The sequence below is a fragment of the Buttiauxella agrestis genome (assembly GCF_900446255.1).
Classification (GTDB): domain Bacteria; phylum Pseudomonadota; class Gammaproteobacteria; order Enterobacterales; family Enterobacteriaceae; genus Buttiauxella; species Buttiauxella agrestis.
In genome coordinates this window covers 490,419-514,724 of the sequence record NZ_UIGI01000001.1, presented here as the reverse complement: position 1 = coordinate 514,724, position 24,306 = coordinate 490,419, and the positions used below count along the sequence as shown (strand labels likewise).

Here is a 24,306-nt window from a genome sequence, read left to right as displayed (position 1 = left end):
ATTAACCTCATATTACAACTGTGTTAACAAACAGCGTCAGGGGACTATAGTTTTCGCCCAGTCGCTACAATGTACACTTCACGTGAGCGGGCACGAGAAGAGTCCGGTTTACGAACTTTAACTGTCGTAAACAGGGAGCGAATTTCTCGTAGGTACTCATCGAAACCTTCGCCCTGAAACACTTTCACTAAAAAACTACCGCCCGGTGCCAGAACATCACGACACATTTCCAGTGCCAGTTCTACTAAATACATAGCCCGAGGAATATCAACTGCCGGTGTCCCGCTCATATTTGGAGCCATATCTGACATGACAACCTGAACTTTACTGTCACCAACACGATCCAGCAGAGCTTTCACGACTAGTTCATCACGAAAATCGCCCTGAAGGAAATCAACACCAACGATAGGATCCATTGGTAAAAGATCGCAAGCAATGATTCGCCCCTGGTTCCCGATTTGAGTCACAACATATTGTGACCAACCTCCGGGAGCCGCGCCAAGATCAACAATAGTCATTCCTGGCTTAAAAAGTTTGTCACTTTGCTGTATTTCATCAAGTTTAAACCAGGCACGGGAACGCAACCCTTTTTTATGCGCCTGAATTACATATTTATCGCTAAAGTGTTCCTGCAGCCAGCGACCAGAGCTGGCAGAACGCTTTTTACCTGTCATCTCATTTTCCAACTTTGTTCATCGTGAGTAGCAGGCTGTAGACTTATCAGCACAGCCGATTTGGCGATACAGTAGAGATGGCGGTAGAATGAACCGTTTTCAATCCCAACGTAAGCAAAAAATACGATGAATCTGAGTACTAAACAAAAACAGCACCTGAAAGGTCTTGCACATCCGCTCAAGCCTGTAGTCATGCTTGGCAATAACGGTTTGACCGAAGGGGTACTGGCCGAGATTGAACAAGCGATCGAACATCATGAGTTAATCAAGGTGAAAATCGCAACTGAAGATCGCGAAACTAAAACCTTGATCGTGGATGCCATCGTGCGTGAAACCGGCGCCTGTAATGTACAGGTTATCGGTAAAACGCTGGTGCTCTATCGCCCGTCTAAAGAGCGCAAGATTTCTCTGCCGAAATAAGCAGAGAGTGTGCAAAATGCCACGCTCTGTTAGTTGATAAAAGGCCGCGGTGCGGCCTTTTTCCTTTCTTTACAATACTCCACGCCATAAAAAAGCGTAGCAGAAATTATAAATATTCCACTTTCACTATCTCAAACTCTACATCGCCACCCGGTGTACGGATAACAACGACATCATCCTGCTCTTTACCGACAAGGCCACGAGCAATCGGTGAGTTCACCGAAATAAGATTCTGTTTAAAATCAGCTTCATCGTCACCAACAATGCGATAAGTCTGCTCTTCGTCGTTGTCCAGGTTCAAAACAGTCACACTCGCCCCGAAAATAACGCGACCATTATTTGGCATTTTTGAGATGTCTATAACCTGAGCGTTGGAGAGCTTAGCTTCGATGTCCTGGATACGGCCTTCACAAAAACCCTGTTGCTCACGCGCGGCATGATATTCAGCGTTTTCTTTCAAATCGCCGTGTTCGCGGGCGTCAGCAATCGCGGCAATAATTTGCGGGCGGCGTACAGACTTCAGGAAATCCAGCTCTTCACGTAATCTTTCTGCGCCACGTAGGGTCATCGGAATAGGTTGCATTGTTATACCTCTTCAAAACTTTCCTGTTCAGAACTGCCCTGCGGCACTCCTGAATCCAGAGCCGAGTCTGCATTAATAAGGCAAACCCCTGGCACTAAGCAAAATAAAACTGACCCGGCGCAAAGCGCCAGGTCAGGAACGGTTTCCAAATTGACCTGTATTTTACCCTGGAGTTCCCTAAGGGTCATCGTTTACTTTGCACTGCGATGCACCGTAGTATGACGGCACGTTTCCAGGTTGTTACCGCGAGATTATGCGATTTTTTAGATTTGTCATTGGATTGACCAGTGCTGTGGTGTTTACCGTCCAGGCTGCCAACATTGAAGAATATACCTCCCAGTTGCCTGCTGGTGCGAATTTGGCTTTGATGGTGCAAAAAGTGGGTGCTCCCGCTCCGTCGATTGACTATCACAGTCAACAGATGGCGCTGCCTGCCAGTACCCAGAAAGTCATTACTGCGCTAGCCGCACTGCTGCAACTGGGTCCAGATTTCAGGTTTACTACCACCCTTGAAAGCCGGGCTCAAGTGAGCAACGGTGTTTTACAAGGCGACCTTATTGCGCGATTTGGTGGCGATCCGACGCTAAAACGTCAGGATATTCGCAATATGGTTGCGGTTCTGAAGAAATCGGGCGTTCAGCAAATTCAGGGCAATGTGCTCATCGATACTTCCGTTTTTGCCAGTCATGACAAAGCGCCTGGCTGGCCGTGGAATGACATGACGCAATGCTTTAGCGCCCCACCGGCGGCTGCTATCGTAGACCGAAATTGTTTTTCTGTTTCGCTCTACAGCGCGCCTAAAGCAGACGATTTAGCCTTTATCCGCATTGCCTCTTATTACCCTGTCGTGATGAATAGCCAGGTTCGTACCCTCGCCAAAGGCTCTCCGGACGCACAATATTGCGAGCTGGATGTCGTTCCAGGCGATCTGAATCGTTTTACGCTCACTGGGTGTATGACTCAACGTGCCGACCCACTGCCACTCGCATTTGCGATTCAGGATGGCGCAAGTTACGCAGGCGCGATTTTAAAAGCCGAGCTTAAAGAGGCGGGAATCAGCTATAGCGGAACTCTGTTACGTCAGACGCTATCTAATACCCCAGGAACCGTTATCGCCAGCAAACAATCGGCACCCTTGCACGATTTGCTAAAGGTCATGCTGAAGAAATCAGACAACATGATTGCCGATACCGTTTTTCGTACCATCGGCCATAACCGCTTTGGTGTGCCGGGAACCTGGCGTGCGGGCGCGGACGCTGTGCGACAAATTCTGCGGCAGAAAGCAGGTGTCGATTTAGGTAACAGTATTGTTGTGGATGGTTCAGGTTTATCTCGCCACAATCTCATTTCGCCCGCAACCATGATGCAGGTGTTGCAATACATCGCGCAGAATGACACTGAGCTTAACTTTATCTCAATGTTGCCGTTAGCAGGTTATGACGGCTCATTACAGTACCGCGCAGGTCTTCATCAGGCGGGTGTTGATGGAAAAGTTTCGGCGAAAACAGGTTCACTGCAAGGGGTCTATAACCTTGCAGGATTTATTACCACTGCCAGCGGCCAGCGCATGGCCTTTGTGCAATATTTGTCAGGCTATGCTGTAGAGCCTGCCGATCAACGTAACCGTCGTATCCCGTTAGTGCGCTTTGAAAGTCGCCTCTATAAGGATATCTACCAGAATAATTAAGTTATGAAACTGCTGATTGTTGAAGACGATTTACTGTTACGGGAAGGCCTGGTGCTGGCACTGAACAGCGAGGGTTATGCTCTGGATTGCGCAACAACAGCTGCTGAAGCAGATGCGCTGATTGAAAGCGGTGAATACGGTATGGTTATCCTTGATCTTGGCCTGCCGGATAAAGATGGCGCTACGCTGCTCAGGCAGTGGCGCCGTCGTAGTATTAGCACGCCAGTGCTAATACTCACAGCACGTGATGCGCTGGAAGACCGTGTTAATGGTCTGGACTCAGGCGCTGATGATTATCTGGTTAAACCCTTTGCTTTAGCCGAATTACAAGCCCGCACCCGGGCACTGATTCGCCGTTATCAAGGTCACAGCGATAACCTTCTCCAGCATGATGACCTGACGCTCAACCTGCAAACCCAGCAGGTATTATTGCAAGATAACCCCGTCGAGATCACGCCTAAAGAATTCGCATTACTGACACGCTTGATGATGCGTATCGGGCAGACGGTACACCGCGAGACATTGCAGCAAGATATCTACAGCTGGCAGGACGATCCTGGATCCAATACGCTTGAGGTACATATTCACAATCTCAGGCGTAAATTAGGTAAGGACAGAATCAAAACCGTACGTGGCGTGGGCTATCGACTGGAGAGTCGAAAATGAACAGTATGCGCCAGAGACTGATGATTCTTCTTGCACTTATCCTACTGTTTTTCCAGTTAATTAGTGTTATTTGGTTGTGGCATGAAAGCCGTGAACAAATCAGTTTTCTGGTCAGTGAAACGCTATCAGCCAAAGCTCGAAACCAGCATGTAGAGAAGGAAATCCGCGAGGCGATTGCGTCATTATTGGTTCCTTCTCTGGTAATGATTGGATTCACGCTATTCTTCTCATTCTGGGCAATCACCTGGATTACCCGTCCGTTGAATCGCCTGCGCACCAGCCTTGCCAATCGCTCGGCCGACAACCTGTCACCTTTGCCTATGTATTCAGACATGGATGAGATGGTGGCTGTGACTAATTCGCTTAACCAGTTGCTGGCACGCCTGGATAATACTATCCAGCAAGAACGTTTATTTACTGCTGATGCCGCCCACGAATTACGCACGCCACTGGCTGGCCTACGTTTGCACCTCGAGTTAATGGCTAACTCAGGCGTTCAGCAAGCCCCTATGCTGCTGGAGCGCATCGATCAGCTCATGCATACCATTGAACAGTTGTTGATGCTCTCGCGTGCCGGGCAAGCGCTGGCAAGCGGTCATTACGATACATTGAACTGGAATCGCGACATCATCACCCCGCTCAAAATGGAAATGGAAGAGATGGTTGCCCTGCGTGGACAAAACATTATTTGGCCAAACGAAAGTGCTGATATGGTGCAAGGCGATGCTGTACTGCTTCGCCTGATGTTGCGGAACCTGATGGAAAACGCATCCCGCTATAGCCCAACAGAAAGCACCATCACGGTGTCATTAGCGACTCAGGGAAATGGCGCAATGCTGGGGGTTTCCGACCAAGGGCCAGGCATTGATGAAGAACATCGCCAGACGATAACCGATCCCTTCCGTCGTATGGATCAACGCTATGGTGGCAGCGGGCTGGGACTGAATATTGTCCAGCGTATTGTTCATCTTCATAACGGGAAATTGACGTTAGATAGCGGAGCGGATGGCATTGGGCTACAAGCCGGCTGCTGGATCCCGGCGCAAAACCAATAATTGAGACATAAAAAAAAAGCCGGGAAACTTCCCGGCTTTTTATTAGATAACGTTTTATTTCTGATAGATGATTTCGACGCCTTCGTCGTCATCTTCATCCCAGTCGTCATCCCAGTCTTCGTCTTCCTCTGCTTCCACCGCATCGAGTTGCTGCTGATGATAATCATCCCACATAAACTCGACTTTCTCTGGCGCGACAGGTTGAAGCTCGGCAACTTTCGGGTTAGCAATGATAAAGTCCATCACATCCCAGCACAGTGCATTAACGCCTTCGCGATTAACCGCTGAAATCAGGTAGTACTTCTCTTCCCAACCCATCGCAGTAGCAATTTCTTTCGCACGCGCTTCTGCGTCTTCTTTGCTCATCAAATCGCATTTGTTGAAGACCAACCAGCGTGGCTTCTCAGCAAGTTTCTCGCTGTATTTTTCCAGCTCACCAATGATGACTCGGCCATTTTCAACCGGATCAGATTCATCAATTGGCGCGATATCGATGAGGTGCAATAACACACGGCAACGCTCAAGGTGTTTCAGGAAGCGAATACCAAGGCCTGCGCCTTCAGCGGCACCTTCAATCAATCCAGGGATATCGGCAACCACAAAGCTCTTTTCGTTATCCATACGAACAACGCCAAGGCTTGGAATCAATGTGGTAAACGGATAGTCCGCTACTTTTGGTTTAGCCGCAGAGACAGAACGGATAAATGTGGATTTACCCGCATTCGGCAAACCAAGCATGCCAACGTCAGCCAGCAGCAACAGCTCAAGCTGAATATCACGCTTCTCACCTGGCGTACCCATGGTTTTCTGACGTGGCGTACGGTTTACAGAGGATTTGAAACGGGTGTTACCCAGACCGTGCCAACCGCCCTTAGCTACCATCAGCTTCTGACCATGCTGGGTCATATCACCCATGGTTTCGCCAGTACCCTGGTCGATTACACGCGTACCTACTGGGACTTTAACGGTAATGTCTTTACCACGTTTACCGGTGCAATCACGGCTCTGGCCATTTTGGCCACGTTCAGCGCGGAAAGATTTTTCAAAACGATAGTCGATTAAGGTATTGAGGTTTTCATCCGCCTCAAGCCACACATCGCCGCCATCGCCGCCATCACCACCATCCGGGCCGCCCCTGGGAATATATTTTTCACGACGGAAGCTAACGCAGCCGTTACCGCCATCACCTGCTACGACCAGGATCGTTGCTTCATCAACAAACTTCATTTTACTTCTCCGTAAATCATTCGCCCGAACGTTGTACTGGAAGAACAGCTTCGGTTTTGCGCCAACGTCCCCAAAGACGGTGACCAATGGCTGAATACATTGCACCTGCAACCACGACGAACGCGCCGAAATAACCCACGAGGTTAAGTATCGGCATGGCGAAGAAATCGGGCCAGGCTAACGCTAATAAATCTGAAAATAGCAAAGTAAACAGCGGGGTTAGCGTAATAATGGCGCTAACCTGTGCCGCCTGCCACCGTGCCATGGCTTCTGCCAGTGCCCCATACCCAACCAGTGTATTCAGGCCACAGAAAACTAAACATGCCAGTTGCCACTGACTGAGTTGGAAGACTTTATCCAACTGAGCCAACGGCAAAAGCGCAAGAGTACATAAAGTGTACAGCAAAAAGAGGATCTGTTGCGAGGCCAGGCGGCGTAATAATACCTTCTGCGCCACACCATAGGTGACCCACACTGTCGCCGCCAGAACACCAAAAATCACCCCAAGGGTGTAATCTGTCAGGCGGGTAAAAATTTCTATCAGGCTAGTGTTAAAGAACATCACCAGGCCACAAAGCAGCATTATGGCGCCAATGACCTGTGTGCCGCGCATTTTCTCTTTAAGCACAACCACACTTGCCACCATCATTCCCACCGGGGAAAGCTGGCCAATAACCTGAGATGCCGTTGGACTCAGGTACTGCAAAGACGAACTAAACAGCAAGAAGTTACCGAACAACCCCCCCGTTGCGATGGCAAGTAACACCAACCAACGTGGCTTTCGGAACAGGCCTAACGGTGGCAATTTACCGCGTATGGCTAGAATGCTACCCAGCCCAATACTTGCCATCAGGAAGCGATAAAAGACGACTGTCGGAGGTTCCACTACCGTCAGCACTTGTTTCATCGCGATTGGCAAAGCACCCCAGCATATTGCTGTAGTCAGTGCCAATAGAATGCCAATGCCTGCCTGCTGTTTCATTATCTATTCCTGCAACCCGAAATCTGAAGAATATACTTCATTGATTTACCGGCCGCAGAATGTAAAAAGCCCCGCAACGTGTTGCGGGGCTTTTATCCGTTACCGGGACGCGAAAAACTTATTCAGCAACGATGCTGATGAATTTACGGTTTTTCGGACCTTTAACTTCGAACTTAACTTTACCGTCAGTCAAAGCGAACAGAGTATGATCTTTGCCGCAACCTACGTTGGTGCCAGCGTGGAATTTAGTACCACGTTGACGAACGATAATGCTGCCTGCCAGAACTGCTTCACCGCCGAAACGTTTTACGCCCAGACGTTTAGCTTCGGAATCGCGACCGTTACGAGTAGAGCCGCCAGCCTTTTTATGTGCCATTTAATATGCTCCCCTGTATTAAGCGCTGATGCCGGTGATTTTCACATCAGTGAACCACTGACGATGACCCTGCTGCTTACGGTAGTGTTTACGACGACGAAACTTAACAATCTTAATTTTCTCGCCACGACCATGAGCAACAATTTCAGCTTTAACTACGCCGCCATCGACGAAAGGAACGCCGATTTTGATTTCTTCACCATTAGCGATCATCAGAACTTCTGCGAACTCAACTGCTTCGCCAGTTGCGATGTCCAGCTTTTCCAGGCGAATGGTTTGACCTTCGCTTACTCGGTGTTGTTTACCACCACTTTGGAAAACCGCGTACATATAAAACTCCGCTTTCCGCACGCACCTTACGTATGTTTCAGGTGGCGCTATAAATATTCACAATAGGGCGCGAATATTACGCAAAACGAGAGCCTTTGACAAGCCCTGTCATGAAACATGGTAGAAAAAAAACGCAACATCACACCAGCCGTTTATCTGCCTCGTTTTTTCAGTACAATCTGTACTACATTATTACTCCTCTACCCTCACGTGATTCCGTAAAGACATGTGGTAAACAGGACTTTAAGCCAGACTTTTGCGATGAATTTAGAAAAAATTAATGAGTTAACCGCGCAAGATATGGCGGGAGTCAATGCGGTCATCCTTGAGCAGTTGAACTCAGATGTCCAATTGATCAATCAGTTAGGGTATTACATCGTCAGTGGCGGTGGTAAACGTATCCGTCCAATGATCGCCGTTCTTGCTGCTCGCGCGCTGGGTTATCAGGGCAACGCGCATGTCAATATTGCTGCGCTCATTGAGTTTATCCATACCGCAACGCTGCTGCATGATGACGTTGTCGACGAATCGGATATGCGTCGCGGCAAAGCAACGGCCAATGCTGCATTTGGCAACGCAGCCAGCGTATTGGTGGGTGATTTTATTTATACCCGCGCCTTTCAGATGATGACGCAACTCGGCTCGCTCAAGGTACTTGAGGTCATGTCGGAAGCGGTAAACGTGATTGCCGAAGGTGAAGTTCTGCAATTGATGAACTGCAATGATCCCGATATTACCGAAGAAAGTTACATGCGGGTTATCTACAGCAAAACGGCACGTTTGTTTGAAGCAGCCGCGCAATGTTCCGGTATTTTGGCCGATGCCACTGAAGAGCAAGAGAAAGCACTACAGGATTATGGTCGTTATTTGGGAACCGCTTTCCAGCTGATTGACGACCTGCTTGACTACAGTGCCGACGGGCAAACTCTGGGCAAGAATGTTGGTGATGACCTCAATGAAGGTAAACCGACGCTTCCGTTGCTGCACGCAATGCGTAACGGTAACGCAGAGCAAGAAAAAATGATTCGTGAAGCCATTGAGCAAGGCAACGGGCGTCATTTGCTTCAACCCGTGTTGGATGCGATGGCGGCCTGTGGTTCTCTCGAGTGGACTCAATTACGCGCAGAGCAAGAAGCGGATAAAGCGATTGCGGCTTTAGCCGTTCTCCCAGAAAGTGAGCATAAAGAGGCTTTAATTGCTCTTGCTCATATGGCTGTTCAGCGCGATCGTTAAACTTCTTTGCGCGCCATTTTAATGGCGCGCAAAGTTTCCAATAAATTTATCCCTCACCTCGTTCACCTACCTCATAGCAATCTGTTTTCATTGGTTTTCATTTACTTTGTGTGGGTTCACACAGATTTAATTTTTTACGTTATTTATTGGAATCTTTTGGATAATTGTCATGTTATAAATGTTCTTGAGTAAACCGGTAAAACGAAGCGGTTTCAGGGAGAAACATGGAAAGTAAATATTCTGACTGGCACCCGGCAGACATCATCGCAGGGTTACGTAAACGGGGAACATCTCTTGCAGCTGAATCAAGGAAAGCGGGTCTGAGTTCATCGACGCTGGCTAATGCGTTGACTCGCCCCTGGCCCAAAGGTGAGTTAATCATCGCACAAGCGTTAGATATCTCGCCATGGGTAATTTGGCCCTCTCGTTACTACGATCCGCAAACCGATCAGTTCATTGATCGAGCTTGTTTGATGCGTAAACGATAAAAAAACCGGGCAAGCCCGGTTTTTTCTTTTTGAGTATCAGCAGAAAAATTTATTCGCCGCCGCCACTACCTTTCACGCGTTCAATCTGCGCACCTAACGCTTGAAGTTTATCTTCAATGCGCTCGTAGCCACGATCGATGTGGTAAATACGGTCAACTACTGTCGTTCCTTCGGCGATACAACCCGCCAGAACCAGGCTTGCCGAAGCGCGCAGATCTGTTGCCATCACTTGCGCACCAGACAGTTTTTCAACGCCGTGGCAAATCACGGTATTGCTCTCGATTTCTGCATGAGCGCCCATACGGATAAGCTCAGGAACATGCATGAAACGATTTTCAAAGATGGTTTCAGTGATAACGCCCGTACCTTCAGCCACCAGGTTCAACAGGGTAAACTGAGCCTGCATATCGGTTGGGAAACCAGGGTGTGGCGCAGTACGGATTGTCACGCCTTTCGGACGCTTACCGTGCATATCCAGACTCACCCAGTCTTCGCCAACTTCTACATCAGCGCCAGCCTCGCGTAGTTTCGCCAGCACGGCATCAAGCGTGTCTGGTTGAGCATTACGGCAAACAATTTTGCCACCAGAAATGGCCGCAGCAACCAGGAAAGTCCCGGTTTCAATACGATCAGGCACGACGCGATAAACACCGCCACCGAGGCGTTCAACGCCCTGGATAGTAATGCGGTCAGTACCTGCACCGGTGATTTTCGCACCCAGAGTATTCAGGAAGTTCGCCGTATCAACGATTTCCGGCTCGCGGGCAGCGTTTTCGATGATGGTGGTGCCTTCAGCAAGCGTTGCAGCACTCATGATGGTAACAGTAGCGCCAACGCTCACTTTATCCATCACGATATGCGCGCCTTTCAGACGCCCATTAACGGAAGCTTTAACGTAGCCTTCTTCCAGTTTGATTTCCGCACCAAGCTGTTCAAGACCTGTAATGTGCAAATCGACCGGACGTGCGCCGATTGCACAGCCACCAGGTAAAGAAACCTGGCCCTGGCCAAAACGTGCAACCAACGGCCCAAGCGCCCAGATAGAAGCACGCATGGTTTTCACCAGGTCGTACGGCGCACAGAAGATATTCACTTCACTGGCGTCGATCCACACTGAACCGTTGCGTTCAACTTTGGTACCCAACTGGCTCAACAGCTTCATTGTGGTATCAATGTCTTTCAGTTTTGGAACGTTTTGAATCTCAACTGGCTCTTCGGCCAATAGAGCGGCAAAGAGGATCGGCAGCGCGGCATTCTTCGCCCCGGAGATCGTCACTTCACCACTCAGTCGGGTTGGCCCGTGAACTCGAAATTTATCCATTGAAACTGCTCTCTATTAAATTCAAATCGTTACAACCCGCCATGGCGAATTGCTCAAAAACCATTAAGTTTACGATCGCGATCCCACTCTTGCGGAGTATAGGTCTTGATGGAAACCGCATGAATACGGTTATCTGCAATCAGCTCCATCAATGGCGCATAAACTGTTTGTTGCTTCTTCACGCGACTTAACTCGGCGAATAACTCACCCACCGCAATCACCTGAAAATGGCTGCCATCGCCTGAGACGTGGACTTCCTGTAGGGGCAGTGCGTTCATCAGCACTGTCTGAATTTCATGATTTTCCATGGGATATAATTCGTCGGTTAATGAAACAAGCCACACATCTTAGAGGAAAGTGGCGCTGGCTTAAATAAGCAAAAAGCCCCTGATCCAATTAGATCAGGGGCAATGATAGTAACGCTATGAAAACACTAGCCTGCAAATGCAGGAAGGATGTCTTCAGGTAGATTATAAAGTTTGGTCAAAGTCTGAAGATTATCGCTTGCACCCTGAAGCTCAATCTCCACGTTTTGACGTCGAGCAAAGGCCACAAGATGAATCAGCAGCGCTAAACCTGAGGTATCTACACGCGACAGGCCTGAAAGATTCAGAACCTTGATACCCGCCATGATTTGCTCACGCTGGCGCCATAACGGCCCCACGGTGTCGCTGTCCAACTCACCTGTCAGATGCAAGGTTTCAGATTCACACTGCCAGCTAAGCTCGTCGGCCATTACTTTTTATTTTCCAGAGTGATTGGCAGTTTAGAGATTGATTGCAGTTGAGCCGTCAAACCGTCAATCCCTTTGGTGCGTAGGATATCACTCCACTCATTTTGCTTGGTGGTGATCATACTTACACCTTCAGCAATCATATCGTAAGCCTGCCAGTTGCCTGTCTGGCTGTTCTTACGCCACTGGAAATCAAGACGCACTGGTGGACGACCGTTCGGGTCAATGATAGTGACACGAATAGCAATAATGGTGGCATTACCCAGCGGTTGCTCTGGGGCGATTTGATAAGATTGCCCGTTATACATAGCAAGTGCCTGACCGTAAGCCTGTTTCAAGTACTCTTCAAATGCTTTGAAATAGGCTTCACGCTGCGCAGGCGTTGCATCTTTATAGTAACGACCTAATACCAACGCGCCCGCGTATTTAACCTGCACATACGGCAGAAGCTCCTGACCCACGATCTCGCGCAGATAGTCAGGATTTTGACGGATTTTAGGTTGTTCGTTTTTGAGACGATCAAACGTTTTTTGCGCCGCTTCGCCCATCAGCTTGTAAGGATTGCTCTGATCCACGGCATGCGCCAATGGTGCGATAACCAACATAGCAATCATAATAAGTCGTTTAAACATAACACTCGTCCTCTTAGATTAGTGCGTCGTGCCAGGCTGTGGCTCTGCGCTATTATTCTCTGAATTCTGCGAAGGGGTATCCCCTGAATTCTTATTATCACCATTGCCGCTCTTATACAGGAACTGACCAATCAGGTCCTCCAGTACCAGCGCCGATTTTGTGTCCTGAATCGTACCACCTTCTTTAAGGATAGATGACCCAAGCTCAGGGTCATCAAAACCGAGGTTCAGGGCAAGATATTGCTCGCCCAGTAAACCTGAGGTGCGGATCGCCAGCGAGCTGGTATCAGGGATGCGGTCGTAGCGTGTTTCGATATCCATGGTGACGCGAGGTAAATACGTTTTCGGATCAAGTGTAATATCGTCAACGCGGCCAATCACCACACCACCGAGGCGCAGTGGAGAACCGGTTTTCAGGCTACCGATGTTATCGAAAGTCGCATAGACCCGGTATGTTGGCTCACTGCGTAACGAAGTGACATTTGCCACTTTCAGGCACAAGAAGACGATGGCAGCCAATGCGATAATTAAAAATGCGCCAACCCCAGTTTCAAATTTCTTAGTTTGCATGAACTTAATTCCCAAACATCAGTGCTGTGAGCACAAAATCCAGACCTAAAACGGCCAGTGAGGCATGCACAACGGTACGTGTTGTTGCCCGGCTAATCCCTGCGGACGTAGGAATGGCATCGTAGCCATTGAATAATGCAATCCAGGTCACTGTTATCGCGAACACCACACTCTTGATGACACAGTTAACCAGATCGGTACGCCAGTTGACGGCATTTTGCATCGCAGACCAGAAGAACCCTGCATCAATTCCCTTCCAGTTAACGCCAACCAATGCGCCCCCCCAGATACCCACGGCGACAAAGATAAGCGTCAGCAGTGGCAACGAAATGACACCGGCCCAAAATCGAGGTGAAACGACGCGACGCACCGGGTCAACCGCCATCATCTCCATGCTGGAGAGTTGCTCTGTCGCTTTCATCAGACCAATTTCTGCGGTCAACGCGGAACCTGCGCGCCCGGCAAATAATAGTGCAGCAACAACAGGCCCAAGTTCGCGCAGTAGTGACAACGCGACCAACATGCCGAGGCTTGATTCCGCACTGTAGGTTGTCAGAACCAAATAACCTTGCAGACCAAGAACCATGCCGATGAACAAGCCTGACACAATGATGATTAGCAGCGACAAAACGCCTACATTGTAAATCTGGCGAATAAGTAATGGCGCATGTTTGCGGAATTCCGGTTTCCCCACCACCGCATTAACAAGCATTATCCCGGCCCGACCAAATGACGCGCAGGTTTTCAACCCCCGCCGCCCGAACGATGCCAGTGCATTAAAGAGCATGAGCAACTTAACTCCCTGTTTCTGATAATAAGTCATCCCGATAATCCGCTGCCGGATAACGGAACGGTACAGGTCCATCGGCAATTCCATCGAGGAATTGACGTACACGTGGATCGCTATTTTCACGCAAAGCTGCTGGAGTTCCTTCGGCCACGATGTGCTGATCCGCCGCAATGTAGGCGTAATCAGCAATGCTAAGCACTTCAGGCACGTCGTGGGAAACCACAATACATGTCACACCCAACGCACTGTTTAATTCTGAAATCAGTTTTACCAGAACCCCCATAGTAATAGGGTCCTGGCCAACGAATGGCTCATCAAACATAATCAAATCGGGTTCGAGTGCGATGGCGCGGGCAAGTGCTGCTCGTCGGGCCATCCCGCCAGACAGCTCGTTAGGCATCAGTTTAGCGGCTCCACGTAATCCAACCGCTTCAAGCTTCATCATCACGGTGCTACGCAGCAATTCTTCCGGTAAGCGGCGATGCTCCCGAAGAGGATATGCCACATTTTCAAAGACATTGAGATCGGTAAATAGCGCGCCGGATTGAAACAGCATACTCATGCGTTTGCGAACAGTGTATAAACGTGAGCGCGACATCGCGGGTACATTTTCACCGTCAAACAGGATTTCACCGCTGTCGGGCTGAATTTGTCCACCGATCAACCGTAGTAGGGTTGTTTTACCAATACCTGAAGGCCCCATTATGGCGGTAATCTTGCCGCGCGGCACGTTCAGTGAAATATTGTCAAAGATGCGCCGACTGCCGCGGGTAAAACTAACACCGCGAATTTCGACCAGATTCGTCTGCGTCTGGCTCATCATCTTTCCTTTTATCAAGTTCACGGACGAGGTATTGAATGGAAACTCAGTTCCAACCCATCATTTTTACAGAATATTACCCGTCCCGATTAGCGAAAACTGGCATTTGTTTTACTTTTCTGCCGCATAAAGTCAGAATTAAGAATTATGCCCGACCCTACAGATCTGTAAGCTCTGCCGGTACTTTCACAGCACAAGACCGGCGATTATACCTGAATAAAGGATTTTGAATGCTGTTAGCTACAGCTCTGTTAATCATTGGTTTGCTTTTGGTCGTCTATGGCGCCGACCGGCTGGTGTTTGCCGCGTCCATTCTTTGCCGCAGTTTTGGGGTTCCACCACTGCTTATTGGTTTAACGGTCGTCAGTATCGGGACTTCGTTGCCTGAACTTCTCGTCGCAAGCTCTGCCGCCCTTCATGGTCAATTGAATTTAGCGGTGGGAACAGCACTGGGTTCGAATATCACCAATATTTTGCTGATTCTCGGCTTAGCGGCGCTTTTACACCCATTTACCGTGAATTCCGATATTCTTCGTCGCGAATTGCCCCTAATGTTGGTTGTCAGTGCAATTATTGGCTGGCTGCTTTTTGATAATCAGTTAAGCCGCGTCGATGGCTTAATTTTGATTGCTGTAGCGATAGCGTATCTGCTGTTTACCATTAAAATAGCACGCCTCGCCGGGCATGAAGGCTCTGATAATTTAACGCGCGAGCAGCTGGCAGAGCTTCCCAGAGAAGGTAATCGCCCCGTTGCGTTTTTATGGCTGGCCGTCGCCCTAATCATTATGCCAATGGCGACACGCATGGTTATCGATAACGCCAGCGTGCTGGCTCATTACTTTGGTGTGAGCGAATTAGTGATTGGCCTGACGATTATTTCAGTCGGTACAAGTCTGCCAGAGTTAGCCACGACCATCGCCGGAGCCCGTAAAGGCGAAGATGATATTGCAATTGGTAATATCATTGGCTCGAATATTTTCAATATTGTTCTGGTGCTGGGCATCCCTGCGTTAATCGCGCCAGGTGAAATCGACCCGCTCGCTTTTGCTCGGGACTATTGGGTCATGTTGATTGTTAGTGCCATTTTCGCCGTACTTTGCTGGCGTAAGCCTCGCTCTATCGGCAAGACTGCAGGTGCTCTGTTAACATGTAGCTTCTTCGTATGGATTGCGGTGCTGTGGTTTCTTGCATCACCGGTCGTTGGGTAAAACGGAACGGAAATTATGTCACAGATTAATTTACAACCGGGTTTTGACTTTCAACAAGCAGGCAGAGATGTCCTGAAGATCGAACGTGAAGGCCTGGATCAGCTCGAGCAATACATCAACTCAGATTTCTCACAAGCCTGTGAAAGAATGTTCTATTGCCAGGGCAAAGTGGTCGTTATGGGCATGGGCAAGTCAGGGCACATCGGTAAAAAGATGGCCGCGACGTTTGCCAGTACCGGCACACCTTCGTTCTTCGTCCATCCTGGTGAAGCCAGCCACGGCGATCTCGGCATGGTGAGCGCGCAAGATATTGTCATCGCTATTTCAAACTCTGGCGAGTCGAACGAAATTCTGGCGCTGATTCCCGTTCTCAAACGCTTGCAGGTGCCACTCATTTGCATCACCAGCCGTCCCGAAAGCTCAATGGGCAAAGCGGCGGATATCCATCTGTGCGTGAAAGTGCCACAAGAAGCCTGCCCGCTGGGCCTGGCTCCGACATCAAGCACCACTGCCACATTGGTCATGGGTGACGCACTTGCTGTTGCGATGCTCAAAGCACGCGGCTTTACCGCAGAAGATTTTGCACTTTCTCACCCAGGCGGCGCATTGGGTCGTAAACTGTTATTACGTGTCAGCGACATCATGCACAGCGGCGATGAAATACCGCATGTCAGTAAAGATGCTTCATTGCGTGATGCACTGCTGGAAATAACGCGTAAAAATATGGGGATGACCGTAATCTGTGATGACCTGATGAAAATCGAAGGGATCTTCACGGATGGTGACTTACGTCGTGTCTTTGATATGGGCGTAGATCTTCACACCCTGAATATCGCAGATGTCATGACCGTCGGCGGAATTCGCGTTCGCCCAACAGTCCTGGCGGTTGATGCATTGAATTTGATGCAGTCTCGCCATATTACCTCGGTATTGGTTGCAGATGGCGACCAACTACTCGGTGTGGTACATATGCATGACATGCTACGCGCAGGCGTGGTTTAACAAAGGATTAGCCTTAATGAGTAACCATGAAGCGTCTCTTGCCACTTGTTATGGGCCGGTAAGTGCGCGCGTTATGGAGCGGGCCGCTAATGTGCGCCTGCTCATTTTAGACGTTGACGGTGTGATGTCTGATGGCCTGATTTATATGGGCAACAGTGGCGAAGAGCTGAAAGCATTCAATGTGCGTGATGGCTATGGTATTCGCTGTGCGCTGACATCAGATATAAACGTCGCGATTATTACCGGACGTAAAGCAAAATTGCTTGAAGACCGTTGTGAAACGCTGGGTATCAAGCATCTCTATCAAGGTCAGTCCGATAAGCTTGTGGCTTTTCAGGATCTTTTAGATAAGCTCGCGATCCCAGCTGAACACGTGGCTTATGTGGGTGATGATTTAATCGACTGGCCTGTGATGGCTAAAGTCGGTTTGAGCGTTGCGGTATCGGATGCACATCCTTTGCTGATTCCTCGTGCCGACTACGTGACACGTATTGCTGGCGGGCGTGGAGCAGTGCGTGAAGTCTGCGACTTGCTGTTACTGGCACAAGGTAAGCTTGATGAGGCCAAAGGGCTATCTATATGAGTAAGACCAGACGTTGGGTTATCATCCTGCTTTCATTGCTGGTGCTGATTTTGATCGGTGTGAATCTGGTCGACAAAGACGCCGTTGCGCCTCCAACAGTGAACACGAATGAACCAACCTATAAAAGTGAACATTCCACGACTCTCGCCTACAGTCCTGAAGGGGCTTTAAATTACCGACTGGTTGCTGAGCACGTTGAATATTTTTCCGAAACCGCCGTTTCGTGGTTCACCAATCCGGTGATGACGCAATACGACGAAAACAAAGTCGCCACCTGGTCATTACGAGCAGATCGCGCCAAACTTACTAACGATCGGATGCTGTATCTGTATGGGAATGTGGTGCTTACAGCTCTGACGCCAGATTCGCAGCTACGCAAAATTACCACGGATAATGCGCAGGTTAATTTAGTCACTCAGGATGTTGCCTCTGATGACCAGGTAACCTTGTACGGAACCAGCTTTAACTCCACCGGCCTCAAAATGCGTGGTAATTTACGCAGCAAAAATGCCGAGCTGATTGAAAAGGTTAGAACATCCTATGAAATCCAGAATAAACAAACTCAGCCGTAATTTAGTACTGACCAGTACACTTTTAGCCGCCAGTTTTTCGGCATTTGCGCTGACCGGTGATACCGATCAGCCGATTCACATTGAATCTGACCAACAGTCGCTTGATATGCAGGGCAACGTCGTCACCTTCACCGGCAATGTGGTTGTGACGCAAGGTAGTATCAAGATTAATGCCGACAAAGTCGTTGTGACCCGCCCTGGCGGCGAGCAAGGCAAAGAAGTGATCGATGGCTACGGTAATCCAGCCACTTTCTATCAGATGCAAGATAGCGGTAAACCCGTTAGCGGCCACTCATCGACTATGCACTATGAGCTGCAAAACGATTTTGTCGTGCTGACCGGCAATGCCTATCTGGAGCAGGTCGATAGCAATATCAAAGGCGACAAAATTACTTACCTCGTTAAAGAGCAGAAAATGCAGGCCTTTAGCGAAAAAGGTAAACGTGTTACGACCGTTCTGGTTCCTTCTCAGTTGCAGAAAAAAGACGGCAAGGCTCCGGCCCCCGCCCCTGCGCAGAAAAAGAGTAACTAATTCGTTATGGCTACTTTAATTGCAAAAAATCTCGCTAAAGCCTACAAAGGCCGCCGCGTTGTAGAAGACGTCAGTCTGACCGTTAAATCAGGTGAGATTGTCGGTTTGCTCGGCCCTAACGGTGCAGGGAAAACCACCACTTTTTATATGGTGGTCGGTATTGTTCCGCGTGATGCGGGCAACATTATTATTGATGATGAAGACATCAGCCTGCTGCCGCTTCATGCACGTGCACGACGTGGTATTGGGTACTTGCCTCAAGAAGCGTCTATTTTCCGCCGTTTAAGCGTGTTCGATAACTTAATGGCCGTGCTGCAAATCCGTGATGATCTTTCTACCGAGCAGCGTGAAGACCGCGCCAATGAGCTAATGGAAGAGTTCCACATTGAGCATTTGCGTAATAGCCTCGGGCAATCTTTGTCCGGTGGTGAGCGTCGCCGTGTTGAAATTGCTCGCGCATTGGCTGCAAATCCAAAATTTATTCTTTTGGATGAACCTTTTGCAGGTGTTGACCCAATTTCCGTTATCGACATCAAGCGAATCATCGAGCATTTACGCGACAGCGGGCTTGGGGTGCTGATAACTGACCATAACGTACGCGAAACGTTAGCCGTATGTGAACGCGCTTACATCGTAAGCCAGGGCCATTTAATCGCCCATGGCACTCCAGCCGAGATCCTGGAAGACGAGCATGTTAAACGCGTGTATCTGGGCGAAGAGTTCAGACTCTGATAGGGTAGGAATAATTAACGATTACACCTGAGGAAGTTCGCTCTGAATATGAAGCAAGGTTTGCAATTACGGCTCAGCCAACAACTTGCTATGACTCCACAGTTACAGCAGGCAATTCGTCTGTTGCAGCTGTCGACGTTAGAATTACAGCAGGAACTTCAGCAAGCACTGGAAAGTAACCCACTGCTTGAGCAAACCGATCTGCATGAAGAAATTGAAACTCAGGAAGTTCGTGAAAATGAAGCGTTAGATACTCGTGAGGCACTCGAACAAAAAGAGATGCCCGACGAGTTACCGTTGGACACCAGCTGGGACGAAATTTACACCGCAGGTACGCCATCGGGAACCGGAACTGACTATATAGACGACGAGTTGCCGGTTTATCAGGGTGAAACCACCCAGTCACTCCAGGATTACCTGATGTGGCAGGTCGATCTCACTCCGTTTTCTGATACCGACACCGCTATTGCAACGTCTATTGTTGATGCCGTTGACGAAATGGGCTATCTGACCGTTTCGCTGGATGAAATTCTCGAAAGCATGGGCGATGAAGAAATCACCCTCGACGAAGTGGAAGCGGTGCTCAAACGCGTGCAACGCTTCGATCCTGTCGGCGTCGCCGCACGCGACCTTCGTGATTGCCTCCTGATACAGCTTTCACAATTCGCGCGAGAAACACCCTGGTTAGCCGAAGCTCGCCTGATTGTCAGCGAACATCTCGACTTGCTCGCCAACCATGATTTCCGCAGCCTGATGCGCGTCACGCGTCTGAAAGAAGAAGTGCTGAAAGAGGCGATGTGCCTGATTCAGTCGCTTGATCCGCGTCCGGGCCAGTCCATTCAGACCAGCGAACCAGAGTATGTAATCCCTGATGTGTTGGTCAAAAAAACTCAGGGCCGCTGGACGGTGGAACTTAATGCCGACAGCATCCCGCGTCTAAAAATAAATCAACAGTACGCTGCTATGGGCACCAATGCCCGCAATGACAGCGACTCACAATTTATTCGCAGTAACCTGCAAGAAGCGAAGTGGCTGATCAAAAGCCTTGAAAGCCGCAATGATACCTTGCTGCGGGTTAGCCGCTGCATCGTTGAACAGCAGCAAGGCTTTTTTGAGTTCGGTGCAGAGCATATGAAACCGATGGTTCTTGCTGATATCGCCCAAGTGGTCGAAATGCACGAATCCACCATTTCCCGCGTGACCACACAAAAGTATTTGCACAGTCCGCGAGGCATTTTTGAATTGAAGTATTTCTTCTCAAGTCATGTCAATACCGAGGGCGGCGGTGAAGCCTCCTCCACGGCTATTCGGGCTTTGGTGAAGAAATTAATTGCTGCGGAAAACCCTGCGAAACCGCTGAGTGATAGCAAGTTAACGACTATGCTATCGGATCAGGGGATCATGGTGGCACGCCGCACTGTTGCGAAGTACCGAGAATCTTTATCCATACCACCGTCAAACCAGCGTAAACAACTGGTGTGACTTAACCGATAAGGAAGACACTATGCAGCTCAACATTACAGGACAAAACGTCGAAATCACTGACGCACTGCGCGATTTTGTGAGCACGAAGTTTGCCAAACTGGAGCAGTACTTCGATAGGATTAACCAAGTCTATATTGTGTTAAAAGTGGAAAAAGTCACGCATATTGCCGACGCAACACTTCATATCAATGGTGGTGAAATACATGCCAGCGCTGAAGGGCAGGATATGTATGCGGCGATTGACGGTCTGATTGATAAACTGGCGCGCCAGTTAACCAAACATAAAGATAAACTAAAACAACACTGATAATCCAGGCAACGGTTTTGGCATTCACGGCTCGTTACGGAAGTAACGGGCCGTTGCCACAACAGAGTGCTTAGGTGAACTTATGATGAACAACGATTCTGCTCTACAACTTAGTAATGTCCTGAACAAAGAATGTACCCGTAGCAATGTACATTGCCAAAGTAAGAAACGTGCGCTGGAAATTATCAGTGAACTCGCGGCGAAACAGCTCGGTCTGCCACCTCAAGTCGTCTTTGAGGCGGTGCTGACGCGTGAGCGCATGGGCAGTACCGGTATCGGCAATGGTATCGCCATTCCTCACGGAAAACTGGAAGAAGATACCACCCGCGCCGTTGGGGTATTTATTAAACTGGAAACCCCTATCGCGTTTGATGCTATTGACAATCAGCCGGTCGACCTGATGTTTGCGCTACTTGTTCCGGCCGATCAGACAAAAACACATTTGCACACTTTGTCTTTGGTGGCAAAACGTCTGGCGGATAAAACGATTTGCCGACGTCTGCGTTCAGCGCAGAGTGATGAAGAGCTTTATCAGATCATTACCGAAACCGAACATGGTAGTGAAAGTGAATAATCTGGCTGCGGTCATGTGCGTGCCACAGCAAGAGAAGTTGGGGGAGTGATAAAATGGTGCTGATGATTGTCAGCGGCCGCTCTGGTTCAGGGAAGTCTGTAGCCTTGCGTGCACTAGAAGATATGGGATTCTACTGTGTAGATAACCTGCCAGTGGTGCTGTTGCCTGATCTTGCCAAAACTCTCGCAGAGCGACAGATTTCTGCGGCAGTCAGCATCGACGTGCGTAACATGCCGGAAAACCCGGAAATTTTTGAACAGGCGATGACCAATCTACCTGATTCATTTTCTCCACAATTGCTGTTCCTCGATGCCGATCGCAACACGCTGATTCGTCGTTATAGCGACACACGTCGTTTACACCCGCTTTCCAGTAAAAACTTGTCGCTGGAAAGTGCGATTGATGAAGAAAGCGATCTATTGGAGCCGTTGAAATCCAGAGCCGATTTAATCATCGACACCTCTGAAATGTCGGTGCATGAACTCGCGGAAATGCTACGGACTCGTCTGCTCGGCAAGCGTGAACGTGAATTGACGATGGTCTTCGAATCCTTCGGCTTTAAGCACGGCATTCCGATTGATGCAGATTACGTATTTGACGTGCGCTTCCTGCCAAACCCGCACTGGGATCCAAAACTGCGTCCAATGACGGGTCTCGACAGGCCTGTTGCAGCGTTCCTTGATCGTCATACCGAAGTACACAACTTTATCTACCAGACGCGTAGCTATCTTGAGCTTTGGTTACCGATGCTGGAAACCAACAACCGCAGCTATTTGACTGTAGCGATTGGTTGTACTGGCGGTAAACACCGTTCGGTTTATATTGCAGAACAGTTGGCAGACTATTTCCGCTCACGTGGGAAAAACGTGCAGTCCCGTCACCGTACGCTGGAAAAACGCAAACCATGACCGTAAAACAAACCGTTGAGATCACCAATAAGCTGGGCATGCATGCGCGCCCGGCTATGAAACTATTCGAACTGGTGCAGAGTTTTGATGCCGAAGTGATATTGCGCAACGAGGCCGGAACCGAAGCCGAAGCTAATAGTGTGATTGCACTACTGATGCTGGATTCAGCCAAAGGTGGCCACATTGAAATTGAAGTCACCGGGCCTGAAGAAGAACAAGCATTGAACGCGGTTATCGCGCTGTTCAATGCCGGTTTTGACGAAGATTAACTCACTTCAACTCATGCTGCGCCATAAACGATTCGCCACCTAGCTGGCGCATCTGGCGCAAAATCCATTGCTGGCGTTGCCGAACATAACCTGAAGGTGCATTCGCTTTAAAGCGGATTGGATTAGGTAATACTGCGGCAAGCAAAGCGGCTTCCGACGCCGTCAGGCGACTTGCTGGTTTATGGAAGTAACGCTGCGAAGCTTCTTCCACACCAAAAATCCCCTCTCCAAATTCTGCGATATTCAGATAAACAGTCAGGATCCGGCGTTTCGTCCACACCACTTCCATACCAAGCGTTAATCCCGCTTCCAGGCCTTTGCGAACATAGCTCCGCCCATCCCATAAAAACAGATTCTTCGCCGTTTGTTGGGAAAGCGTTGACGCACCGCGAACGCGATTTTCATTACGTTCATTGTGAGCAATGGCTTTTTCAATCGCGGAAACATCAAACCCCCAATGGTCCGGGAATTTCTGATCTTCTGCCGCAATAACTGCAAGCCCCATCCACGGTGATATTTCGTCCATGCTGACCCAATCGGAATGCGCCACATAACCAAAATCACCTGAGAACCAGGCGCTAAATTGCCGTTCGACCATGACTGCCGAAAACGGTACCGGCATAAAGCTGAACAGGATTATCCCCGCCAACCACACGCCCACCAGCGCCAGCGCACAGCGTAATAGCCAACGCTTGAGGGTGCCCAAGAGCGCAACACGCCCTTTCTTCATGCAGTCATACTCACAACGCGAGCCACCAGTTTTTCTATACCCAATGCCGCTTCATCAATGCGTGTGGCCAGCATATAAGCAGGCGTCGTCACCACTTTGTGTTCTTCATCAACCACGATGTCATCAACCGGGCACGGAACATGTTCAGCCCCCATCTCTTCAACAATTTCTGCTGTATCAATATCAGTGCCGATGGTCAAACGCACCGGAACATCGAGAATTTTTGGCAGCATCACCGGGGCAATACAGATAAAGCCGAGCGGCTTGCCCTGATCGTGGCAATCGCGGGCCAGACGACGTAAATCACCATCAACCACGCACTCGCTGCCGAGGCTTGCAAAATTGCACAGGTTTTTCGCTGCCCCAAAACCACCGGGAACGATCAGCGCATCCAATTCGCTGGCATCGGCCTGCGCCAATGGCGTCACCACTCCACGGGTGATTCGAGCCGCCTCAACAAGCACATTTCGATGCTCTATAGACTCATTATTAGCGAGGTGATTAATAACATCTGCTTGAGGTTTGTCGGGTGCAAAGCAAACAGCTTCAGCGCCAGAGCGAGCGATTGCTAACAGGGTAATAACAGCTTCCTGAATTTCGCTTCCGTCGTAGACCCCGCAACCACTGAGCACCACACCAATCTTCTTCATTCAGCTATTCCTTTTCATCACGCGACTTCCATCATTAGTTATGACGATTTGATCGCTATGCTTCACACATTTTACTGTTTCATGTAACAAACTATTTAAGATTTGCTATCTTAATGCCTGAGCAGCACACGAGATTATTAGCTGCGCCATTTGGATAAATACTTATA

Annotated in this window: 32 protein-coding genes; 17 read left to right on the top strand and 15 right to left on the bottom strand. The window is 49.2% G+C overall.

Going from position 1 to position 24,306, the window contains the following annotated elements; all coding sequences use genetic code 11:
* Positions 1-44: 44 nt before the first annotated feature.
* A complete protein-coding gene (gene rlmE / locus DY231_RS02590) occupies positions 45-674 on the bottom strand; it encodes a 23S rRNA (uridine(2552)-2'-O)-methyltransferase RlmE (protein WP_115627163.1) in 630 nt (209 codons plus the stop codon).
* Positions 675-800: 126 nt separating this feature from the next.
* On the opposite strand from rlmE, the gene yhbY reads away from it, so the two are divergent.
* On the top strand, positions 801-1,094 hold the full coding sequence (gene yhbY, locus DY231_RS02585; RefSeq protein ID WP_034498826.1) for a ribosome assembly RNA-binding protein YhbY: 294 nt from the start codon (positions 801-803) through the stop codon (positions 1,092-1,094).
* A 106-nt stretch (positions 1,095-1,200) separates the two neighbouring features.
* On the opposite strand, the gene greA is transcribed toward yhbY, so the two are convergent.
* Positions 1,201-1,677: a transcription elongation factor GreA gene (gene greA, locus DY231_RS02580; protein WP_034498827.1), complete on the bottom strand. Its 477-nt coding sequence runs from the start codon at positions 1,675-1,677 to the stop codon at positions 1,201-1,203.
* Between the two features lie 253 nt (positions 1,678-1,930).
* Between greA and dacB the strand changes: the two genes are divergently transcribed.
* Genes dacB through pmrB form a run of 3 tightly spaced genes read left to right on the top strand, consistent with a single transcriptional unit; the run spans position 1,931 to position 5,085 of the window.
* Positions 1,931-3,364, top strand: coding sequence for a serine-type D-Ala-D-Ala carboxypeptidase (gene dacB, locus DY231_RS02575; RefSeq protein WP_115627162.1), 1,434 nt, complete (start codon positions 1,931-1,933; stop codon positions 3,362-3,364).
* Between the two features lie 3 nt (positions 3,365-3,367).
* A complete protein-coding gene (pmrA, locus tag DY231_RS02570) occupies positions 3,368-4,030 on the top strand; it encodes a two-component system response regulator PmrA (protein ID WP_034498830.1) in 663 nt (220 codons plus the stop codon).
* The gene (gene pmrB / locus DY231_RS02565) at positions 4,027-5,085 is read left to right on the top strand and encodes a two-component system sensor histidine kinase PmrB (RefSeq protein ID WP_115627161.1); all 1,059 of its coding nucleotides are present in this window, start codon (positions 4,027-4,029) and stop codon (positions 5,083-5,085) included. The genes pmrA and pmrB overlap by 4 nt, the downstream gene beginning before the upstream one ends.
* A gap of 54 nt (positions 5,086-5,139) precedes the next feature.
* Here pmrB and cgtA read toward each other — a convergent pair whose 3' ends face one another.
* The 4 genes from cgtA to rplU all read right to left on the bottom strand — a co-directional run bounded on the left by cgtA (position 5,140) and on the right by rplU (position 8,000).
* Complete coding sequence (cgtA, locus tag DY231_RS02560; RefSeq protein ID WP_115627160.1) at positions 5,140-6,312, bottom strand: Obg family GTPase CgtA; 1,173 nt, start codon at positions 6,310-6,312, stop codon at positions 5,140-5,142.
* Between the two features lie 16 nt (positions 6,313-6,328).
* The gene (locus DY231_RS02555; protein ID WP_115627159.1) at positions 6,329-7,294 is read right to left on the bottom strand and encodes a DMT family transporter; all 966 of its coding nucleotides are present in this window, start codon (positions 7,292-7,294) and stop codon (positions 6,329-6,331) included.
* A 118-nt stretch (positions 7,295-7,412) separates the two neighbouring features.
* Complete coding sequence (rpmA, locus tag DY231_RS02550) at positions 7,413-7,670, bottom strand: 50S ribosomal protein L27 (RefSeq protein WP_024549632.1); 258 nt, start codon at positions 7,668-7,670, stop codon at positions 7,413-7,415.
* A gap of 18 nt (positions 7,671-7,688) precedes the next feature.
* Complete coding sequence (gene rplU, locus DY231_RS02545; RefSeq protein ID WP_034498836.1) at positions 7,689-8,000, bottom strand: 50S ribosomal protein L21; 312 nt, start codon at positions 7,998-8,000, stop codon at positions 7,689-7,691.
* Positions 8,001-8,261: 261 nt separating this feature from the next.
* Between rplU and ispB the strand changes: the two genes are divergently transcribed.
* Both ispB and sfsB read left to right on the top strand, forming a co-directional pair.
* The gene (ispB, locus tag DY231_RS02540; protein ID WP_034498838.1) at positions 8,262-9,233 is read left to right on the top strand and encodes an octaprenyl diphosphate synthase; all 972 of its coding nucleotides are present in this window, start codon (positions 8,262-8,264) and stop codon (positions 9,231-9,233) included.
* A gap of 224 nt (positions 9,234-9,457) precedes the next feature.
* On the top strand, positions 9,458-9,721 hold the full coding sequence (sfsB, locus tag DY231_RS02535; protein WP_115627158.1) for a DNA-binding transcriptional regulator SfsB: 264 nt from the start codon (positions 9,458-9,460) through the stop codon (positions 9,719-9,721).
* A gap of 49 nt (positions 9,722-9,770) precedes the next feature.
* Here the strand turns inward: sfsB and murA are convergent, their stop codons facing one another.
* The 7 genes from murA to mlaF all read right to left on the bottom strand — a co-directional run bounded on the left by murA (position 9,771) and on the right by mlaF (position 14,587).
* Positions 9,771-11,042 carry a UDP-N-acetylglucosamine 1-carboxyvinyltransferase gene (gene murA, locus DY231_RS02530; RefSeq protein WP_115627157.1) on the bottom strand — a complete coding sequence of 424 codons (1,272 nt, stop codon included), beginning with the start codon at positions 11,040-11,042 and terminating at the stop codon, positions 9,771-9,773.
* Positions 11,043-11,095: 53 nt separating this feature from the next.
* Positions 11,096-11,350, bottom strand: coding sequence for a BolA family iron metabolism protein IbaG (gene ibaG / locus DY231_RS02525; protein WP_034459734.1), 255 nt, complete (start codon positions 11,348-11,350; stop codon positions 11,096-11,098).
* Between the two features lie 125 nt (positions 11,351-11,475).
* A complete protein-coding gene (mlaB, locus tag DY231_RS02520; RefSeq protein ID WP_115627156.1) occupies positions 11,476-11,778 on the bottom strand; it encodes a lipid asymmetry maintenance protein MlaB in 303 nt (100 codons plus the stop codon).
* Positions 11,778-12,407, bottom strand: coding sequence for a phospholipid-binding protein MlaC (gene mlaC, locus DY231_RS02515; RefSeq protein ID WP_115627155.1), 630 nt, complete (start codon positions 12,405-12,407; stop codon positions 11,778-11,780). The genes mlaB and mlaC overlap by 1 nt, the downstream gene beginning before the upstream one ends.
* Before the next feature lie 18 nt (positions 12,408-12,425).
* On the bottom strand, positions 12,426-12,977 hold the full coding sequence (mlaD, locus tag DY231_RS02510) for an outer membrane lipid asymmetry maintenance protein MlaD (RefSeq protein ID WP_034498847.1): 552 nt from the start codon (positions 12,975-12,977) through the stop codon (positions 12,426-12,428).
* A 4-nt stretch (positions 12,978-12,981) separates the two neighbouring features.
* Positions 12,982-13,764, bottom strand: a complete 783-nt coding sequence (gene mlaE / locus DY231_RS02505; RefSeq protein ID WP_034498957.1) for a lipid asymmetry maintenance ABC transporter permease subunit MlaE — start codon at positions 13,762-13,764, stop codon at positions 12,982-12,984.
* 7 nt (positions 13,765-13,771) lie between these two features.
* Positions 13,772-14,587 (bottom strand): phospholipid ABC transporter ATP-binding protein MlaF, encoded by an 816-nt coding sequence (gene mlaF, locus DY231_RS02500; RefSeq protein ID WP_115627154.1) that lies wholly within the window; start codon positions 14,585-14,587, stop codon positions 13,772-13,774.
* A 230-nt stretch (positions 14,588-14,817) separates the two neighbouring features.
* Here mlaF and DY231_RS02490 point away from each other — a divergent pair, with 230 nt between their 5' ends.
* The 11 genes from DY231_RS02490 to npr all read left to right on the top strand — a co-directional run bounded on the left by DY231_RS02490 (position 14,818) and on the right by npr (position 22,759).
* Positions 14,818-15,795 (top strand): calcium/sodium antiporter, encoded by a 978-nt coding sequence (locus DY231_RS02490; RefSeq protein WP_115627152.1) that lies wholly within the window; start codon positions 14,818-14,820, stop codon positions 15,793-15,795.
* 15 nt (positions 15,796-15,810) lie between these two features.
* Positions 15,811-16,797, top strand: a complete 987-nt coding sequence (kdsD, locus tag DY231_RS02485; protein WP_115627151.1) for an arabinose-5-phosphate isomerase KdsD — start codon at positions 15,811-15,813, stop codon at positions 16,795-16,797.
* Positions 16,798-16,813: 16 nt separating this feature from the next.
* Positions 16,814-17,380, top strand: a complete 567-nt coding sequence (kdsC, locus tag DY231_RS02480; RefSeq protein ID WP_115627150.1) for a 3-deoxy-manno-octulosonate-8-phosphatase KdsC — start codon at positions 16,814-16,816, stop codon at positions 17,378-17,380.
* A complete protein-coding gene (gene lptC, locus DY231_RS02475) occupies positions 17,377-17,952 on the top strand; it encodes an LPS export ABC transporter periplasmic protein LptC (protein WP_034498856.1) in 576 nt (191 codons plus the stop codon). The genes kdsC and lptC overlap by 4 nt, the downstream gene beginning before the upstream one ends.
* Complete coding sequence (gene lptA / locus DY231_RS02470) at positions 17,921-18,484, top strand: lipopolysaccharide ABC transporter substrate-binding protein LptA (RefSeq protein WP_034498858.1); 564 nt, start codon at positions 17,921-17,923, stop codon at positions 18,482-18,484. Before lptC ends, lptA begins: the two co-directional genes overlap by 32 nt.
* Positions 18,485-18,490: 6 nt before the next feature.
* Complete coding sequence (lptB, locus tag DY231_RS02465) at positions 18,491-19,216, top strand: LPS export ABC transporter ATP-binding protein (protein WP_034498860.1); 726 nt, start codon at positions 18,491-18,493, stop codon at positions 19,214-19,216.
* 48 nt (positions 19,217-19,264) lie between these two features.
* Positions 19,265-20,698 carry an RNA polymerase factor sigma-54 gene (gene rpoN, locus DY231_RS02460; protein WP_034498862.1) on the top strand — a complete coding sequence of 478 codons (1,434 nt, stop codon included), beginning with the start codon at positions 19,265-19,267 and terminating at the stop codon, positions 20,696-20,698.
* A gap of 22 nt (positions 20,699-20,720) precedes the next feature.
* Entirely contained in the window at positions 20,721-21,008 is a 288-nt protein-coding gene (gene hpf / locus DY231_RS02455) for a ribosome hibernation promoting factor (RefSeq protein WP_034498864.1), read from the top strand.
* Positions 21,009-21,090: 82 nt separating this feature from the next.
* On the top strand, positions 21,091-21,582 hold the full coding sequence (gene ptsN / locus DY231_RS02450; protein WP_034498866.1) for a PTS IIA-like nitrogen regulatory protein PtsN: 492 nt from the start codon (positions 21,091-21,093) through the stop codon (positions 21,580-21,582).
* A gap of 53 nt (positions 21,583-21,635) precedes the next feature.
* The gene (rapZ, locus tag DY231_RS02445; protein WP_034498867.1) at positions 21,636-22,490 is read left to right on the top strand and encodes an RNase adapter RapZ; all 855 of its coding nucleotides are present in this window, start codon (positions 21,636-21,638) and stop codon (positions 22,488-22,490) included.
* The gene (gene npr / locus DY231_RS02440; RefSeq protein ID WP_034498868.1) at positions 22,487-22,759 is read left to right on the top strand and encodes a PTS phosphocarrier protein NPr; all 273 of its coding nucleotides are present in this window, start codon (positions 22,487-22,489) and stop codon (positions 22,757-22,759) included. Before rapZ ends, npr begins: the two co-directional genes overlap by 4 nt.
* 1 nt (position 22,760) lies before the next feature.
* Here the strand turns inward: npr and mtgA are convergent, their stop codons facing one another.
* Both mtgA and elbB read right to left on the bottom strand, forming a co-directional pair.
* Positions 22,761-23,489 carry a monofunctional biosynthetic peptidoglycan transglycosylase gene (mtgA, locus tag DY231_RS02435; RefSeq protein WP_115627149.1) on the bottom strand — a complete coding sequence of 243 codons (729 nt, stop codon included), beginning with the start codon at positions 23,487-23,489 and terminating at the stop codon, positions 22,761-22,763.
* Positions 23,486-24,139, bottom strand: coding sequence for an isoprenoid biosynthesis glyoxalase ElbB (elbB, locus tag DY231_RS02430; RefSeq protein WP_115627148.1), 654 nt, complete (start codon positions 24,137-24,139; stop codon positions 23,486-23,488). The genes mtgA and elbB overlap by 4 nt, the downstream gene beginning before the upstream one ends.
* Between the last annotated feature and the right edge of the window lie 167 nt (positions 24,140-24,306).